Annotated in this window: 13 protein-coding genes; 7 read left to right on the top strand and 6 right to left on the bottom strand. The window is 71.1% G+C overall.

Annotation, left to right across the window (positions count from 1 at the left end):
* Positions 1-95: 95 nt before the first annotated feature.
* From RI578_RS38615 to RI578_RS38605, 3 genes are all read right to left on the bottom strand, one after another.
* Positions 96-536 (bottom strand): DUF2267 domain-containing protein, encoded by a 441-nt coding sequence (locus RI578_RS38615; RefSeq protein ID WP_310875457.1) that lies wholly within the window; start codon positions 534-536, stop codon positions 96-98.
* A 70-nt stretch (positions 537-606) separates the two neighbouring features.
* Positions 607-1029, bottom strand: coding sequence for a DUF2267 domain-containing protein (locus RI578_RS38610; RefSeq protein WP_310875456.1), 423 nt, complete (start codon positions 1027-1029; stop codon positions 607-609).
* A 93-nt stretch (positions 1030-1122) separates the two neighbouring features.
* Positions 1123-1560, bottom strand: a complete 438-nt coding sequence (locus tag RI578_RS38605; protein WP_310875455.1) for an Hsp20/alpha crystallin family protein — start codon at positions 1558-1560, stop codon at positions 1123-1125.
* Between the two features lie 128 nt (positions 1561-1688).
* On the opposite strand from RI578_RS38605, the gene RI578_RS38600 reads away from it, so the two are divergent.
* Positions 1689-2345: a type III effector protein gene (locus RI578_RS38600; protein ID WP_310875454.1), complete on the top strand. Its 657-nt coding sequence runs from the start codon at positions 1689-1691 to the stop codon at positions 2343-2345.
* 126 nt (positions 2346-2471) lie between these two features.
* Positions 2472-2840 carry an FhaA domain-containing protein gene (locus RI578_RS38595; RefSeq protein WP_310875453.1) on the top strand — a complete coding sequence of 123 codons (369 nt, stop codon included), beginning with the start codon at positions 2472-2474 and terminating at the stop codon, positions 2838-2840.
* A 110-nt stretch (positions 2841-2950) separates the two neighbouring features.
* Here the strand turns inward: RI578_RS38595 and RI578_RS38590 are convergent, their stop codons facing one another.
* Positions 2951-3295, bottom strand: coding sequence for a MerR family transcriptional regulator (locus RI578_RS38590; protein ID WP_310875452.1), 345 nt, complete (start codon positions 3293-3295; stop codon positions 2951-2953).
* 613 nt (positions 3296-3908) lie between these two features.
* Here RI578_RS38590 and RI578_RS38585 point away from each other — a divergent pair.
* The 5 genes from RI578_RS38585 to RI578_RS38565 all read left to right on the top strand — a co-directional run bounded on the left by RI578_RS38585 (position 3909) and on the right by RI578_RS38565 (position 11943).
* A complete protein-coding gene (locus tag RI578_RS38585; RefSeq protein ID WP_310875451.1) occupies positions 3909-4325 on the top strand; it encodes an ATP-binding protein in 417 nt (138 codons plus the stop codon).
* Between the two features lie 351 nt (positions 4326-4676).
* Positions 4677-6323, top strand: coding sequence for a TlrC/CarA/OleB/SrmB family ABC-F type ribosomal protection protein (locus RI578_RS38580; RefSeq protein ID WP_310875450.1), 1647 nt, complete (start codon positions 4677-4679; stop codon positions 6321-6323).
* 409 nt (positions 6324-6732) lie between these two features.
* Positions 6733-7296, top strand: a complete 564-nt coding sequence (locus tag RI578_RS38575) for a dipeptidase (RefSeq protein ID WP_310875976.1) — start codon at positions 6733-6735, stop codon at positions 7294-7296.
* Positions 7297-7350: 54 nt separating this feature from the next.
* Positions 7351-10596: a BTAD domain-containing putative transcriptional regulator gene (locus RI578_RS38570; protein WP_310875449.1), complete on the top strand. Its 3246-nt coding sequence runs from the start codon at positions 7351-7353 to the stop codon at positions 10594-10596.
* A 60-nt stretch (positions 10597-10656) separates the two neighbouring features.
* On the top strand, positions 10657-11943 hold the full coding sequence (locus RI578_RS38565; protein ID WP_310875448.1) for a tachylectin-related carbohydrate-binding protein: 1287 nt from the start codon (positions 10657-10659) through the stop codon (positions 11941-11943).
* A gap of 98 nt (positions 11944-12041) precedes the next feature.
* On the opposite strand, the gene RI578_RS38560 is transcribed toward RI578_RS38565, so the two are convergent.
* A complete protein-coding gene (locus RI578_RS38560) occupies positions 12042-13034 on the bottom strand; it encodes a LacI family DNA-binding transcriptional regulator (RefSeq protein ID WP_310875447.1) in 993 nt (330 codons plus the stop codon).
* 130 nt (positions 13035-13164) lie between these two features.
* Positions 13165-15318, bottom strand: coding sequence for an alpha-galactosidase (locus tag RI578_RS38555; protein ID WP_310875446.1), 2154 nt, complete (start codon positions 15316-15318; stop codon positions 13165-13167).
* Positions 15319-15332 lie beyond the last annotated feature (14 nt).

Below are 15332 nucleotides of genomic sequence, written 5' to 3'. Positions count from 1 at the left end.
CCGGGTGCTTCGTCACCACCTTCGTCACCACCTCCCGGCGGACAGCACCGCACTGGCGTCCTTGCGATGCCCCCCCTGTTCTGTTCCGCCGGAGGTCAGGCTGCCTGGGTGAGTTCTGCGCGGCCGAAGAGGATCGCGTAGCCGGAGGGGAGCTGGGCGAGGATGCGGTCGAGCAAGTCGGGCCCGGCGATGCGGGCGACGACGCCCAGGACGGATCCGACGTCCCAACGGGTGGTGGCCAGGGTGCCGCCGGTGCGGGTGGCGAGGTCCCTGACGAAGGCCCAGCCGGTCATCGAGTCGGTGGCGGGTACCTGGGCGGCGAAGATCTGCGCGGCTTCGCGGGGCAGTCGGGCTGCCAGCTCTACACGTTCCTCGCCGGTGACGCGACGGCCGAGGGCGGCCAGGACAGCGGCGACGACTTCCTCGGCCCGTTCACGCGTGGGGTAGGCGCCGTTGTAGCGGACCTGCTCCAGCATCCGGTCGTACAACATGGCCGGGATCGTGGTGCCCGTCGCCGGGGCCGTCTTGGTCTGCATCGGTGAAGGGTGCCTTTCTCGCTCATGGGGTGGGTGACGGAGTGGTCCGGTGACCGCGGACACGGTGGCTTCAGTCACCGGATGTCGTATCGAAGGTCGTGGTGTCCTGCGGCCGGCCGAAGAGCAGGTCATATCCGGGCGGGAGCTGCAGCAGGATCCGGCGGGTCAGCTCCTCGCCCGCGGCGTCGGCGGTCACGCTGAGCACGGCGCCGATGTCCCAGGCCGCGGTCTTTTCGGTGGCTCCCTCGATCCACGCCGCGGTGGCCCGCACGAACCGTTCCGCGGACAGGGGCTCGGCGGCCTGGAGTGGATTGAGCAGGATCAGAGCGAAGGTCTCCGGGAGCCGGGCAGCCAGGTCCGCCCGGACCTCGCCGACCAGGTGCGCGCCCAGCAGTCCCAACACGGTGCGGGCGGCACGGTCCGCCTCCGCGCGAGTCTCGTACTCGCCGCGTTCCTGTACCTGGTCGAGGAACACGTCCCAGTGCATGGCCATCGGGATCCTCCTTGCCCTGACGGTCCGTGCCGGCGGGCGGAGGGCGGGCGCTGTGGGGAGCCGGCCCGCCCTCCGTCGCCGTGGGGCTGGGTCTCAGCCGGAGATCTCCTTGCGCCCCTCGCCGACGCCGATGGAGATCTTGCGCGGCTTGGCGCGCTCGGCGATCGGGACGCGCAGGGTCAGCACGCCCGCGTCGTAGCCGGCGCTGATGTGCTCGGTGTCGAGGGAGTCGGCCAGCACCACCTGGCGGGAGAAGACACCCAGGGGGCGCTCCGAGAGCTCCATCTGAATGTCGTCGCTCTTGGTGACGGGACGGCGTTCGGCCTTGACGGTCAGCATGTTCCGCTCGACGTCGATGTCGATCGCGTCCGGGTCGACGCCGGGCAGATCAAAGGCGATCACGTAGGCGTCGCCCTCACGGTAGGCGTCCATGGGCATCGCCGACGGACGCGACCAGGTGCCGGGCGTACTGCCGAACAGCTGCTGGGTGATCCGGTCGAACTCACGGAAAGGATCGGTGCGCATCAGCATCGTGAACCACCTCCAATACAAGTAGAACCGCTCATGCGCTGCTTCCTGTATTTCTTGTAGCATGTCATCGAAACGATGACAAGCGCAGAAGTCACCTGTCGGGTGACGTCCTCGAGTGGAGGTGAATCATGACCGCGGACCCCCAGAAAGCCGGTACGCAGCCCGCGTCGTTCCTCGCTGCCAAAGCGGCACTGGCGGCGATCGACGAAGCCGTCCACACCGCCCAGGGACCGCAGTCCGCAGAGCGGCCCGGTACCGAGGTCAGTCCCGACCAGGCCCTTGCCGCGCTGCTGCTCCTGCGCCAGGTCCGCGCCCATCTCGCGGGCTGGGAAACGGGACTGATCGAAACCGCACGTGATGCGGGGGCCAGCTGGGCCGAGCTCGCCCACCCCCTTGGTGTCGCCAGCCGGCAGGCCGCCGAACGCCGCTATCTGCGCCTGCGCCCCGGAGCCCCCGGCACCACCGGCGAACAGCGCGTACAAGCCACCCGGGACCGCCGCGCCGCCGACCGCACCGTCACCGCCTGGGCCCGCGGCAACGCCGCCGACCTGCGCCAACTCGCCGGCCAGGTCGTCGCCCTCACCGACCTCCCCGCCAAGGCCCGCACCCCTCTCCTGCGGGCACTCGGCCACGACGACGCCGCCGATCTCATCGACCCACTGGCCCGAGCCCGCGGCCACCTCGCAGCCGACCACTCAGAACTCATCGTCCGCATCGACAACCTCACCCGCCACACAGCCCAGCTCCGCACACCGGGGCACGGCAAACGCCAGTCCTCCGGGTAACAGACGGCTCCGCCCCCTCCGCGGCGTGCGCTGCGGCGGCGAAAGTGCACCCTTGTGGGCGAGCCTGCCTCACCTTCTGTGGGGCAAGCGCCTTCGATGGGAGTCCTTGTAACCAGCGAACGCGTCATGGAGCGCTGGGCCAGAAAGGTGTGGGTCCGCTTGCTGCCGGTCAAGCATGCACGGGGCGAAGCCTTGACCGCACTTTTACGGCAATGCGACGACAACACGCTGATTGTGGGCCGACGCAACCTCGTGGTACCCAACGCCTTCATCATCGAGTTACTGCCGGAGACCCACCAGTTGATCTCCGCCAGTCCTCTGCCGGTGGCACCAGCCCTCGCCACCGAAGTGCGCCGCCACGCCGCCCAGCAGGGTTACACCTTCGCCGGCCCTGTCACTGTCACCCTGTGTCCCGCGCCAGATGACACGACCGTCCGGTTCCGCGTCCACAGCCGCATCGCTCCGGCGCGTGGGCGACCGTGGCCGCGGACATAGTTCCTGCTCCAGTGGTGGCCTACGGACAGCATCAGGTCCATTCCCGTCCCGCCCGGCCGCCTGCGAAGAGGCGTCCGTAACCCGACCGCCGTCCTCTCGCGCAGGCCAGGTCAGGCGTCGGTCTTGTCGGAGCGGTCAGCGGGACGTTGGCGTAGTTGCTCGTTGATGCGCTGGGCTTCTTCGAGTTGGTCTTCGAGGACGATGATCCGGCAGGCGGCTTCGACGGCGGTGCCGGCGTCGACGAGTTCGCGGGCGCGGGCGGCGATGCGTAGTTGGTAGCGGGAGTAGCGGCGGTGGCCGCCTTCGGAGCGCAGTGGGGTGATGAGGCGGTGTTCGCCGAGGGCGCGGAGGAAGGCGGGGGTGGTGCCGAGCATGTCGGCGGCTCGGCCCATGGTGTAGGCGGGGTAGTCGTCGTCATCGAGAGGGGTGGCGGGGCGGGTACTGCGAGGGGGCATAGACCTCTTCTTCCGTGGACGCGTCGGGGGGCCCGGGCGCCGACTGGCGCCCGGGCCCCGAGCTTTCAACACCATCTGCCGGCTGACGTCAGCCGGTTTTCTTTGTCCGCTTCGGTCCGCCTGGGAGGGCGGGGCTGCGGGGATCGCGGATGCGTGACCGGGGACCACCTTCCAATCCGGGGCCTGCGGTACCCGGGCGGTCTTGCCTGGCCCGGGCGATCCTGATGGCGTTCGGCTCCTTACCTGTTTCGGTTGATCCGTCTGTACTGCTGGGTTGCGCGGTACTGCTGTGCGGCCCCTGGGGCCGCTCGGCCCGGCAGCCAGTGGAGGAACCCGCCACTTCCGGCTCCGCCACTCCGCTGCCGTGCCATCTCCTTTGACCTGCTGCGCGGCAGTTCGTCTCTGCCGCGCCCGTCGACTTCTGGGCTACGAGGAAAACGTTAGCCGGAGGCGACGCCAATGTCTACAGCGGACACGACAGGTTTACTCCATCCGTGGCCCCGGGGATTCTGTCTCTTTTGCACTCGGAAGGAGTACCTGCCTGGTTGAAGACCGATCGCGGGGGCACAAGCCCGACTCAGCAGTGCAACCGACCAGACGGGGTGCTTTGCGCATGAGCGAGACGGAAACAACCCATACCGCGTCCGCTGCGAGGCCCGTGGTGGTGGAGGACGACAGCCCTGCCGGTATCCCCCGCGCCCGCGAGGTGGCCCGCACCTTCGCCGACAACCTCGCACCGGCCCCGGCGGCCGAGACAGCGGAAACTCTCGCCCTGGTGGTGTCCGAACTGGCCACCAACGCACTGCGGCACGGCGGCGGCCGCTACCGAATGCGCCTGCACGCCGACCAGGACACGCTGCACGTCGCCATGAGCGACCCCAACCCCACGCCCCCGCGAGAACGGACTCCCGACCTCAACGGCGGCACCGGCGGCTTCGGCTGGCACATGGTCCGCCGCCTCACCAGCAACATCGCCATCACCCACGGACCCGGGCGCGGCAAGACGCTGCACGCAGCCCTCCCCCGGTGACCACCACCGAGGAGGGCAGTCATGCGCTCCACTGGCAGTCTGGCCTGCTACGGGCGCTGACCCGGTGGGGCCTGTGATCTCGGTGCCGTCGGGGCTCGTCGGCGGTCAGCCGGACACGGCGGCTGTCACTGTTCGTCCGACGCCGAGCGACTCGTAACGACTCAACGAATCGAGACGTATCGTCTTGCCAGTCGCCCCGTCATGTCGTACCGTCCTGCGCATGGGTTCCCTGTGAGATCAACGGTGCCGACCGCGTAGAGCAATGCTCCGCCGTCGCCGCACACAGCCGTGCAGTCATCCACCCCGAACCCGGCCCGCGCCGAAGCACGCGCGGCCAGGAGGAACCCGATCATGCACACCTCACAACTCACCCTTTGCCACGTCACCAAGCGCTACCCCGGCCGCACCGTCCTCGACCAGGTTTCCTTCACGCTCAAACCGGGCGAGAAGGCCGGTCTGATCGGTGACAACGGCGCCGGCAAGTCCACCCTCCTCAGGCTCGTCGCAGGTCAGGAGCGCCCGGACAGCGGCGAGGTGACCGTGACCGCCGCCGGTGGCATCGGCTACCTGCCGCAGACCATCCCCCTGCCCCCGACCGCCACCGTCCAGGACGCCGTCGACCTGGCACTCGCGGACCTGCGCACCCTGGAGGCAGAGCTGCGCCGGGCCGAGCAGGCGCTCGGTGACGGTGAGGACCCGGCGGCACTTGCGGTGTACGGGGTTCTCCTCGGGCGTTACGAGGCTCGGGGCGGCTACGACGCCGACCATCGGGTGGACGTCGCGCTGCACCACCTCGGCCTGCCGGCTCTCCGCCGCGAGCGCCGGCTGGGTACCCTCTCCGGCGGCGAGCGATCGCGTCTCTCCCTGGCCGGAGTCCTCGCCGGCCGACCGGAGTTGCTGCTGCTGGACGAGCCGACGAACGATCTGGACGATCAGGCCGTCGAGTGGCTGGAGGCGCAGCTACGGGCACACAGCGGCACGGTGCTCGCGGTCACCCATGACCGCGTCTTCCTGGAGCGTCTGACGGCCACGATCCTGGAGGCCGAAGCGGGACAGGTCACCCGTTACGGCGACGGTTACACCGGCTACCGTACGGCGAAGGCGGCGGAGCGCCGCCGCCGGCTCCAGGAGTACGACGAGTGGCGGTCCGAGCTGGCCCGCAATGAGCGGCTGGCCGTCGGTCACGCTGCTCGGCTCGACGCCATCCCGCGCAAGACGTCGCTGGCCAACTTCGGCCACGGCGGCTTCCGCGCCCGCGGCCGGGCGCACGGTGCGATGGCCCGCATCCGCAACGCCCACGAGCGGGTCGAGCGGCTGACCGCTAATCCGGCGGCACCGCCGCCGGAGCCGCTGGCCTTCACGGCGCGCATGGCGACCGGGTCCGTCGCCGACGGCACCGAGGCCGACTCCGACGAGCTGCTCGCCCTACGACTGTCGGACGTACGCGTCGGTGACCGCCTCCACCTCGGCTCACTCGCCCTCGGCCGCCACGGCCGGCTCCTCGTCACCGGGCCCAACGGCGCTGGCAAGACGACGCTGTTGAAGCTGCTCGCCGGTGAGCTGCGGCCGGACGAGGGCGCAGTGCGGGTGCCGGGCCGGGTGGGCCATCTGCGCCAGGGCGAGACACCGTGGCCGCCGGACTTGACGGTGGTCGAGGCGTTCGGGCTGGGCCGCGTGGGTACCGCCGACGAGCACGCCGACGCTCTGCTTGCCCTCGGCCTCTTCCGCCCCGCGGAACTCCGCATGCGCATGGGCGAGCTGTCGTACGGCCAGCGACGCCGCGTGGATCTGGCCCGACTGGTCTCGGAACCCGCCGATCTCCTGCTGCTCGATGAGCCGACGAATCACCTGTCACCGGCGCTGGTCGAGGAAGTGGAAGAGGCGCTCACCGGGTTCCAGGGGGCGATCGTGCTGGTCACACACGATCGTGCGCTGCGGAGGCGGTTCCAGGGCGAGCATCTGGAACTGCCGGGGAGAGCGGAAGTCCGGGTGGGGTGACGGCCGGCCGGGCCTGCCCCGGTTCACGGACACAGGAGGGGGAAGTCAGCCTCGGCCCGAAGAGATCGAGGGATGGCGACGGGCCCGCCGTCTGCACTGGGGCGCCGCATGCCCTGTACTACCGCATCGTCCACGAAGAACCCGACCTGAGCGCGCTGCCACCGGTGCTCGGCAACGGGAGTCGCCCACGTGTATGCGATGACCCCTCTGACCGTCCGCCCGAGGGCGCTCACTGCCGGCCGCCCGGCGGCGCGGTTTCGGAGAAGCGGGCTCAACTCCCTCTCCGCCCTCGAATCGCCCTCTATCGGCCACCCGCCACCCGCCACCCACCACCGGTGTTGAAGGATTCCCGCTCGGCTTTGAAGAATCTCTGAAGCCGGTCGTGACAAGGTGCCGCCGGTCGGTGTCCATGCCGTCGGAGGACAGAGTTCTGGAAGAGGTGACCCAGCCGGGTCAGGAGATGGCCGCGGTCCCGGTGCGCGAGTGCGGCGAGAAGCTGGTCGATCTGCGGGCGGTGCGCGCGCTGCGGCTCGCCGGCCGGCTCCCGCCGTCGGCGCCAACCCTGCTGCGGCTGGGAGTCGTGGACCGCCTGGTCACCGCGCAGACCATGCTGCCGGAGGGCCTGCGGCTGCTGGTCCTCGACGCGTATCGGCCCGCCCTGGCGAGGACCCGGCCCGGGTGCTCCGGACATGAGACCGGTGCGGCAGCCGACCTGACGCTCTGCACGGCCGACGGCGCCGAACTGTGGCCGGGAGCCGTCGGGTTGTGGCCGGATACGGCGGCCGATTCCAGTGCGGCATGCCCCGCGCCCGATCCCGTCGCGGCCGAGCACCTGAGTGTGCTGAGTCAAGCGTTGAGCTTTGCGGGGCTGAGTAACTACCCTGAAGCGTGGTGGCATTGGTCCCACGGTGACTGTTCATGGGCGTATCAGCGGGGTGTCGGTCAGGCGAGATACGGCCCTGTCGATCGCTGAGTGACGGCCGCCCGTCGGCCACTGCCGCCTCACAGCGTCGTTGAGGGGGACAGCGTGCTGCACTTGAGGCTGCTCGGCCCGGTCGAGGCCGACAGCGGGGACGTCCGGATCGAACTCGGCGGGGCCAAACCACGCGCCCTGCTGGCGGCGCTGGCGTTGGCCCCCGGGCAGGTGGTGCCCATCGACCGGCTCGTCGACGTCGTGTGGTCCGAGGACCCGCCGCCCAGCGCCCGCGCCCTGATCCACTCCTACGTCTCCACCCTGCGCCGCTCCTTCGCCCGGGCGGGGCACCCCGAGGTCATCGTCACCCGCGCGCCCGGCTACGTGCTGCGACCGGAGTCGGTCACGGTGGACGCGGACCGTTTCACCGCTCTGCGGAGGCAGGCCAAGGACCGCACCGCCGCGCGGGACTTCGCCGGGGCTGCGACGCTGCTGGACGAGGCCAGGGCGCTGTGGCGCGGCCCCGCCCTCTCCGGGCTGGCGGACTCGCTCCTCGGCGGGGAGGCCCGGCGCCTGGACGAGCTGCGGACCTCGGCCTCCGAGGAGTTCTACGCCGCCGAGCTGGCTCTGGGCCGGCTGGATCACCTCGCGGAGCTCACGGCCCTGGTCGAGGCGCATCCGGTCGACGAACGGCTGCGCGGCCTGCTGATGGTGACCCTCTGCCGGCTGGGCCGCCAGGCGGACGCCCTGGCCTGCTACCGGGCGGGCCGCGACGCCCTCGTCGAGGAACTCGGCATCGAGCCGGGGCCCGAACTCGACGCTCTGCACTCGGCCATCCTGCGCGGTGAGGACGACCGGCTGCTGCCCGGGAGCCCGCTCAGCCCGCCCACCTCCGGAGTCCACCGGCCTCCGGCCCACCTCCCGCCCGGATCAGTGGACTTCACCGGACGGTGCGCGGAATTGCGCGCCCTCACCGAGGGTCTGACGGCCAGGGCGAGCGCGGTGCAGGTGGTGGCCGGGCCCGGCGGCAGCGGCAAGTCGGCGCTGGCGGTGCACGCGGCACACCAGGTGGCGGCGCACTTCAAGGACGGCCAGCTGTTCGCGGAACTACGGGGCATGTCCGACTCCTCGGCCACCACGGACGAGACCCTGGGCGGTTTTCTGCGGGCGCTGGGTGTGCCGGACGGACTGCTGCCCCCCAGCACTCAGGCCAGGGTGGAGCTCTACCGCACCCTGCTCGCGGAGCGGCGCCTGCTGATCGTGCTCGACGACGCCGCGAACGAACAGCAGGTGCGGCCCCTGCTGCCGGCGGGCAGCGACTGTGCCGTGCTGATCACCGCGCGGGACCGGCTGGGCGGGCTCGCGGGGGCGCGCCTCACCGAGCTGGACGTACTGGCGCCACAGGAGGCGCTCTCCCTGTTCACCACGATCGTCGGTGCGGACCGGGTGCGGGCGGAACCGGACGCGGCGATCCGCATCCTCGCCGCGTGCAGCCATCTGCCGCTGGCCATCCGTATCACGGGGGCACGCCTGGTGATGCGCAGCAGACTGCCCCTGGCGGTGCTGGCCGACCGGCTGGACGACGAACGCCGCCGGCTCGACGAGCTGTGCGTCGGGGACCTCGCGGTACGCACCACCATCAGCCTGAGCTTCCAGGTCCTGGACGAACAGGCCCGGACGGCGCTGGGGCGGCTCGGCCACCTGGGGCTGCCGGACTTCTCCAGCTGGGTCGTCGGCTGGCTGCTGGGGGTGGCGGAGGCCGAGGCGCAGCAGCTGCTGGAGGCGCTGGTCGACACCCAGTTGGTGGGCTTCACGGGCGTGGACGCGGCGGGCGCCGACCGCTACCGCCTGCACGACCTGGTACGGCTCTTCGCCCGGGAGTACGCGGAGGAGAAGGAACCGGCCGACGTCCTGCGGGCGGCCGTGGAAGCACCCCTGCGCGGCTGGCTGGGGCTGTTGCACGCCGTCGCGGCGAGCCGTCCGCCGGCGGAGATGGTCTGGCAGCCCAGTCACTTCCTGGGGGATGCTGTGGGGGGTCGTGATTCGGCTGCGGCGCCGTCGTGGCTGGACGGCCCCCGCGGCGGAGCCGGACATCGATACGGTCACCCGCCCGTTGTACCCCTTGTGCCCCTTCGGGACGCTGCCGTAGCGTCGGCGCCCGAGCCGCCCGGCGACTACATCGAGCACGTCTGGCAGCCGCACCCCGCCACCCCTGCCCCGTCGCCCGACCTGCCCCGCGCCTACACCGAGCGCGTCCTCGCCGACGTAGCCGGATGGCTGGCCGGTGAGGAGCCCGCGCTGGCGCTTGCCGTGGAGCGTGCCGCCGCGCTCGGCCTGGACCGGCTGGTGTGCGAGGTGCTGTCGGCCCACACGGCGGTCGAGCTCGGCAACAACCGCTTCGAGTTCCGTGAACGGATCACCGGCCTCGCCCTCGACGCCGCCCGGCGCGTCGGCGACCAGCGCAGCAAGGCCGCCATGCACGCCGAATTCGCCCAGATGCGCTATGCGCAGGACCGGTTCACCGAGGCCCGAGCACACTACGGGGAAGCGCTCGACGGCTTCCGCATCGAGCATGATGTCCGGAGCCAGGCCGCCGCATTGGCCGGTCTGGGCACCGCATGCCGCGAGCCGGGGCATCTGACCGAGGCTCTGCACTTCCTGGACCAGGCCGGCGTCCTGCTGCGGGCCCTGGGCGACCACCGCGGCATCGCCTACGTCCACCGGATCCGCGGCTCGGTCCGGCTGGAGCAGGGGGACTACCCGGGCGCGCGGGACGACATCGACGTATCGCTGTGGGGATACCGCAAGGCCGGCAGCCGCCGCGGTGTCGCCCTGGCACTGCGCACCGAGGGCCTGTACCACCGTGCCCGCGGCGACTACGACGAGGCACTGCGTACCTGCGCCGAGTCCGCCGAGATCTTCGCCGGGCTCGGGGACGAGCTGATGCGCTCCTATGCGGTACGGGCCCACGCCAAGGTGCAGTTGCGGCTGGGCCGGGGCGCCGAGGCACTGCCCCGGCTGGAGTGGGCGCTGAGCGTGGCCGGCAGCGCGAACGACCGCTTCGGCCAGGCGGTGACGCTGCGGGTGATCGGGCAGCTGCATCTGGCCGAGGGACGGATCGACCTGGCACTGAGCTGCCTGAACTCCGCGATGGCCCTGTGGGAGGCGATGGACGTCCAGTTGTGGCGGGCCCGTACCGAGTACGACCTGTCCCTCGTCCACGCCGCGCTGGGTGACACGGCCGCCGCCCGGGCGGCCCGGACCCACGCCATGGGCGTCTTCGCGGACCGCGGTGCCCGCGAACACGTCGAGCTGCGGGGACAGTTGAAGGTCGGCGCAGATTGGTTGGAGGTCGATTGAAGGGGGCGCGTCGAGGCTGTGCGGTGCAACGACCGCTCACTCCCCAGGGGGGAAGACACCATGCGCAGAACCCTGCGGCGCTTGGTGACGGCGATGACCTGCGCGCTCGCCGTCACCCTGCTCGCCCTCACCACCGCCGTCGTCAGTGAAGTTTCCGCACCCACCACCGCCCACGCCTCGTCGGTCGGCGGGTCGATCAGCCGCAATGAGGTCCTGAACCGGGCGAAGTGGTGGATCGACAACTACGGCGTCATCTACAGCCAGAGCATGGCGGACGCCAAGCCGTCCGTGACCGGCGAGAAGTACCGGCCGGACTGCTCCGGATTCGTCTCCATGGCGTGGCGGCTGCCCAAGGTGAGCGGCAATGACCGCTGGACGGGCAACCTCAACTCGTTCGGCGACACCGCCACCTTCTCCGACCTGAACGACCTCCAGCCGGGTGACGCCATCCTGGGCAAGGACGCCGGCCATGTCGCCCTGTTCCACCGGTGGACCGACTCCAGCAAGACCAGCATGCAGGTCTACGAGGAGTACGACTGGGGCAAGGCGGGCCGTCACGCCACCCACACCAAGTCGTACTACGCGAACGCGGGGTTCGTAGGCGTCCGCTACGACGAGATCGTCAGGTCCACCGGCCCCGCCGTCGTCTACGGCGCCCTGAGCGACGGCCGCCTCACCTACACCCGGCTCGACACGGAGACCGGCAAGCGGACCCACGGCGCGGTGGCCTCCACGGCCAAGCTGGGCTTCACTCCGAAGGCCATGGCGACGCTCAACTTCAACACCGTCCTCGTGACCTCCACCGCCGGTCATCTGTACCGGGTCGACGTCATTACGAACAACACCTCGCTGGTCTTCTCCAAGCCGGTCGACCTGGGCAAGGGCTGGACTCACGACCTGCTCACCTACGACGGAAGCGGCCACCTCTTCGGCATCGCCGACGGCACCCTGCGCCGCTACAACATCGGGGCCGCCAAGCCCAGCGCCTCGCACATCACCGGGAACACCCTCATCGACACCGGGTTCACCCTGAAGACCCTCGGCTCCACCGGCCCGGACTGGCTGCTGGGCACCACGAGCGCCGGGGAGCTGCTCTCGTACAGGATCGACGGCGCCGGCGACTGGACCCGCTACGAGCTGAAGTCGTCCACCTGGCAGGTCATGGACGCCCTGATCACCCCGGGCGGCGGCGCCTTCTACGGCCACCGCGCCGAAGGCTCGCTGCACGCCTACCTCGACACCCTCCCGTACAACGGCAGCGGCGCCGACCTGGGGGGCACCGGCACGGTGGACGGCAGCGGCTGGACGCAGACCCTGTTGTCCGCCCAGCCCCGCACCGCGGCCTAGAGGCAACGCGTTCCGGTCGGGCCCATCGGCTTGACCGGAACGCGCCGGTCTGAGCGTCCCGGTCGGCCGGGCGGATGCCACGCCCCGGCGGCGTCCTGTCAGACAGAGGAGCGGGCCACGAACTCGGCCATCACATGGACTGTCTTGGGAGCCTGCCGACCGTTGAGCCGCTCGATGAGCAGTTGGGCGGCCGACCGGCCGACCTCGGCCGCCGGATAGCGGATGGTGGTCAGCCGGGGGCGCACAAGCGAGGCGAAAGAGGCATCGTCGTGGCCGATCAGGGCTACGTCACCCGGGATGTCGACGCCCAGTTCATGCGCCTTGTCCATGGCCCCGACGGCGATGACGTCGTTGCCGCAGAAGACCGCGTCGGGCGGATAGCGGCGGCTCATGAGCGCCCCGAATCCGGCCGCTCCAGCCTCTCGGGTGTGCTCACCCCGGACCACCAGTTCGTGCGGCAGCGACATGCCGAACTGCATGGCGAGAGCTCTGAGGTGTTCCAGGCGCGGGTCCCCGCCCGTGGCGTCGCGGGGGCCCGCGATCATCGCGATGCGCCGCCGCTGAGACGTGGACACCCGTTCCAACGCGCGCCGGGTGGCGACCCGGGCGTCGGGCGTCACCAGATCGATCGGGCCGAAGGAGACGTCGGCACTGATGACGACGGGCATGCCGGCGTCGACGAGCGGCTTGAAGTCCTGCTGCTTGAGCCGGAAGGGAGTGATGACGACGCCGGCGAACCGCTGGTGCACCGCCTCCGCCAGCAGGGCCCGCTCCTCGTCCCGGCGCGCGCCGGTGCCGCAGACCACGACGTGCAGCCCCAGGCCGCGCAGCTGCTCCTGAAGCGTTGCCGCGAGTTGGGCAAAGAACGGGTTCGCGATGTCCGGCACGATCAGCGCCACGAGACTGGACCGGCCGGTGCGCAGGCTGCGGGCCGTGACGTTGACGGTGAAGGACAGCTCCTCGATGGCGGCCTCCACCACGGCCCGGGTCTCGGGCGCCACCGGCCGCTTGCCGGAGAGCACGTAGGAGACCGTCGCGGACGACACCCCGGCCGCACGGGCGACGTCGGCCATGGTGACCCGCTCACGCACCACACACGCTCCCTTCCCGGCCACCCTACTTCACGTCCGTTCTCTCCCTGGAAGCGCTCTCACACGGAGGCCGCCCGGGACGCCCCTCGCAGCTTGTGAGCGCCGAGGAGGTGGGAGGAAGGGCACGCGCCTACGCCTCCCGCCCAGGAGCCGCAACGCGACGCAGGCGTACCAGCGTGCTCGCGCAGTCGCCGGGGGGCAGGTCGGGCAGCGGGAGGCCGTGGCCGGTCAGGGTCGCCCCGGACCATGTGCGCCCGGTCTCTTCGTCCCGGTACCGGGCTTCATCGTCCAGTCCGCGCAGTCGCAGGGGTGGCAGCGCGGGGCCGAACGCCGTGCTGGGCCGCCAGATCAGTACGGCGGCGCGGTCGCCGTCCTCACCGACGTACTGCACGGCGGCCAGGGGCCCTTCGCCGGGAGTCAGCAGGCGGTACTGCCGTCCGTGCTGCACCACGGGACGGATGTCCTTGTAGACCCGGACCAGTTCCGCGGCCTCGGCGAGTGCCGTGTCCGACCAGCGCGTCAGGTCCCCTCCGATGCCGAGGACTCCTGCCATGGCGCTGTGGAAGCGGAAACGCATCGGCACCACGCGGCCGGTCAGCGGGTTGGGACTGTCGGTCACCCAGGCGGACATGACACCGGCGGGGTAGAGCTGGCTGAAGCCGTGCTGGATGGTGAGGCGGTCCACCGCGTCGGTGTTGTCGGAGGTCCACACCTGGTCGGTGCGGGCGAGGATGCCCGGGTCGACACGTCCGCCGCCGCCCGCGCAGGCCTCGATCCGCAGGTGCGGGAAGTCCGCTCGCAGTCGGTCCAGTACGCGGTACAGACCCCGGGCGTGCTCCACGTGGACGCGTCGGGCGTCCGGTCCCGCCGCGTGCCCGCCCGCTTCGGTGAACGACCGGTTGAAGTCCCACTTGAGGAAGTCGACCGCGTTCTCCACCACGACCTCGCGCAGCCGGCTCAGGGCCCACTCGGTCACCTCCTGCCGGGAGAAGTCCAGGACGAGTTGGTTGCGCAGCTCGGTGGCGGTGCGGTCGGGCAGGTGCAGGACCCAGTCGGGGTGGTGACGGAACAGGTCGCTGTCGGCATTGACCATCTCCGGTTCCACCCATAGGCCGAACGCCATGCCCAGGCGGTGGACCTCGTCGGCGAGCGGGCGCAGTCCGCGGGGGAAGCGCTCGGGGTGCGGTGTCCAGTCGCCGAGTCCGGCCCGGTCGTCGTCGCGGCCGCGGAACCAACCGTCGTCGAGCACGAACAGTTCGGCGCCCAAGTCGGCGGCGCGCCGTGCGAGGGCCAGTTGGTTGTCCTCGCTCACCTCGAAGGAGGTGGCCTCCCACGAGTTGTACAGCACCGGCCGCGGTTCCTCCGGGTGGGGCAGGACGTGCGCGCGCAGGTGGTGGTGGAAGCCTCTGCTCGCGTGCCCGAAGCCGTGCGCGGTGTGCAGGGCGAGGCTGACCGGCGTGCGGTGCTTCCCGCCGGGTGCGAGCCGCAGTTCGATGCCCTCGTGGCCCTCCCCCGCCACCACGCCGGTCCGGCCGGCGGCGGTGCGCTGGACGGTGAGGCGCCAACTGCCGCTGGCGGCGAGCGCGACGACCCAGACCTCGCCGTGTTCCTCGCCCGCGTCCCCGGCGTCCAGCGCCGCCCAGGGGTTGGCGTGGTGACCGGTGTGGCCGCGGCGGCTCCCGATGGCCGTCTCGCCCACCGGCAGGGCGGGCCTTTCGAGGCGGCCCTCGCTGGACCAGCCGCCGTGCACGGAGCCGATCCGCCAGGCCGGCCGCTGCGGCAGCGGCCAGTGCGCCGAGGCGTACCGCAGCAGCAGGATCTCCCCGTCGTCGTCGGTGCCGGTGTGGTGGAACTCCGCCCACCGTTCCAGTACGTCGCCGTCGGCGGGGACGCGGTAGTGCAGATGCCAGGCCAGCGGACGGGTGCGGTCCCGCATGCGGACCACCAGGTGATCGTGCGCTCGCAAGGTCACGTCCGACACGGTCGGCTCCAGAGGGCTGGAGCCGTCGGCGAAACGGACGTCCAGGGCGGGCACGCCGAAGCGGGCACCGCCGTCGACGGGGTACTCCTCCACTCCGTCCCAGCGGCCGGCGAAGCTGTTGTCGTGCTCGGTCCACACCGGCAGCGCCACCGCGTCGACGAGGGGCAACGGAGCGCCCCAGTGGACGTGCCGCACTGTGCCCGCGGCGCGGTCCACCCTCAGTACGTACGCACTGTGGGTGGTGCGCAGCAGTACGGTGCCACTCGCTTCGTCGATCTCCACCATCGGGGCGGCATGCTTCATGATCACGTGTCCTC

This window comes from Streptomyces sp. BB1-1-1, from assembly GCF_031597775.1.
Taxonomy (GTDB): Bacteria; Actinomycetota; Actinomycetes; order Streptomycetales; family Streptomycetaceae; genus Streptomyces; species Streptomyces thinghirensis.
Note: the sequence above shows the minus strand (reverse complement) of the source record. Positions and strands in the feature narration are given on the sequence as shown.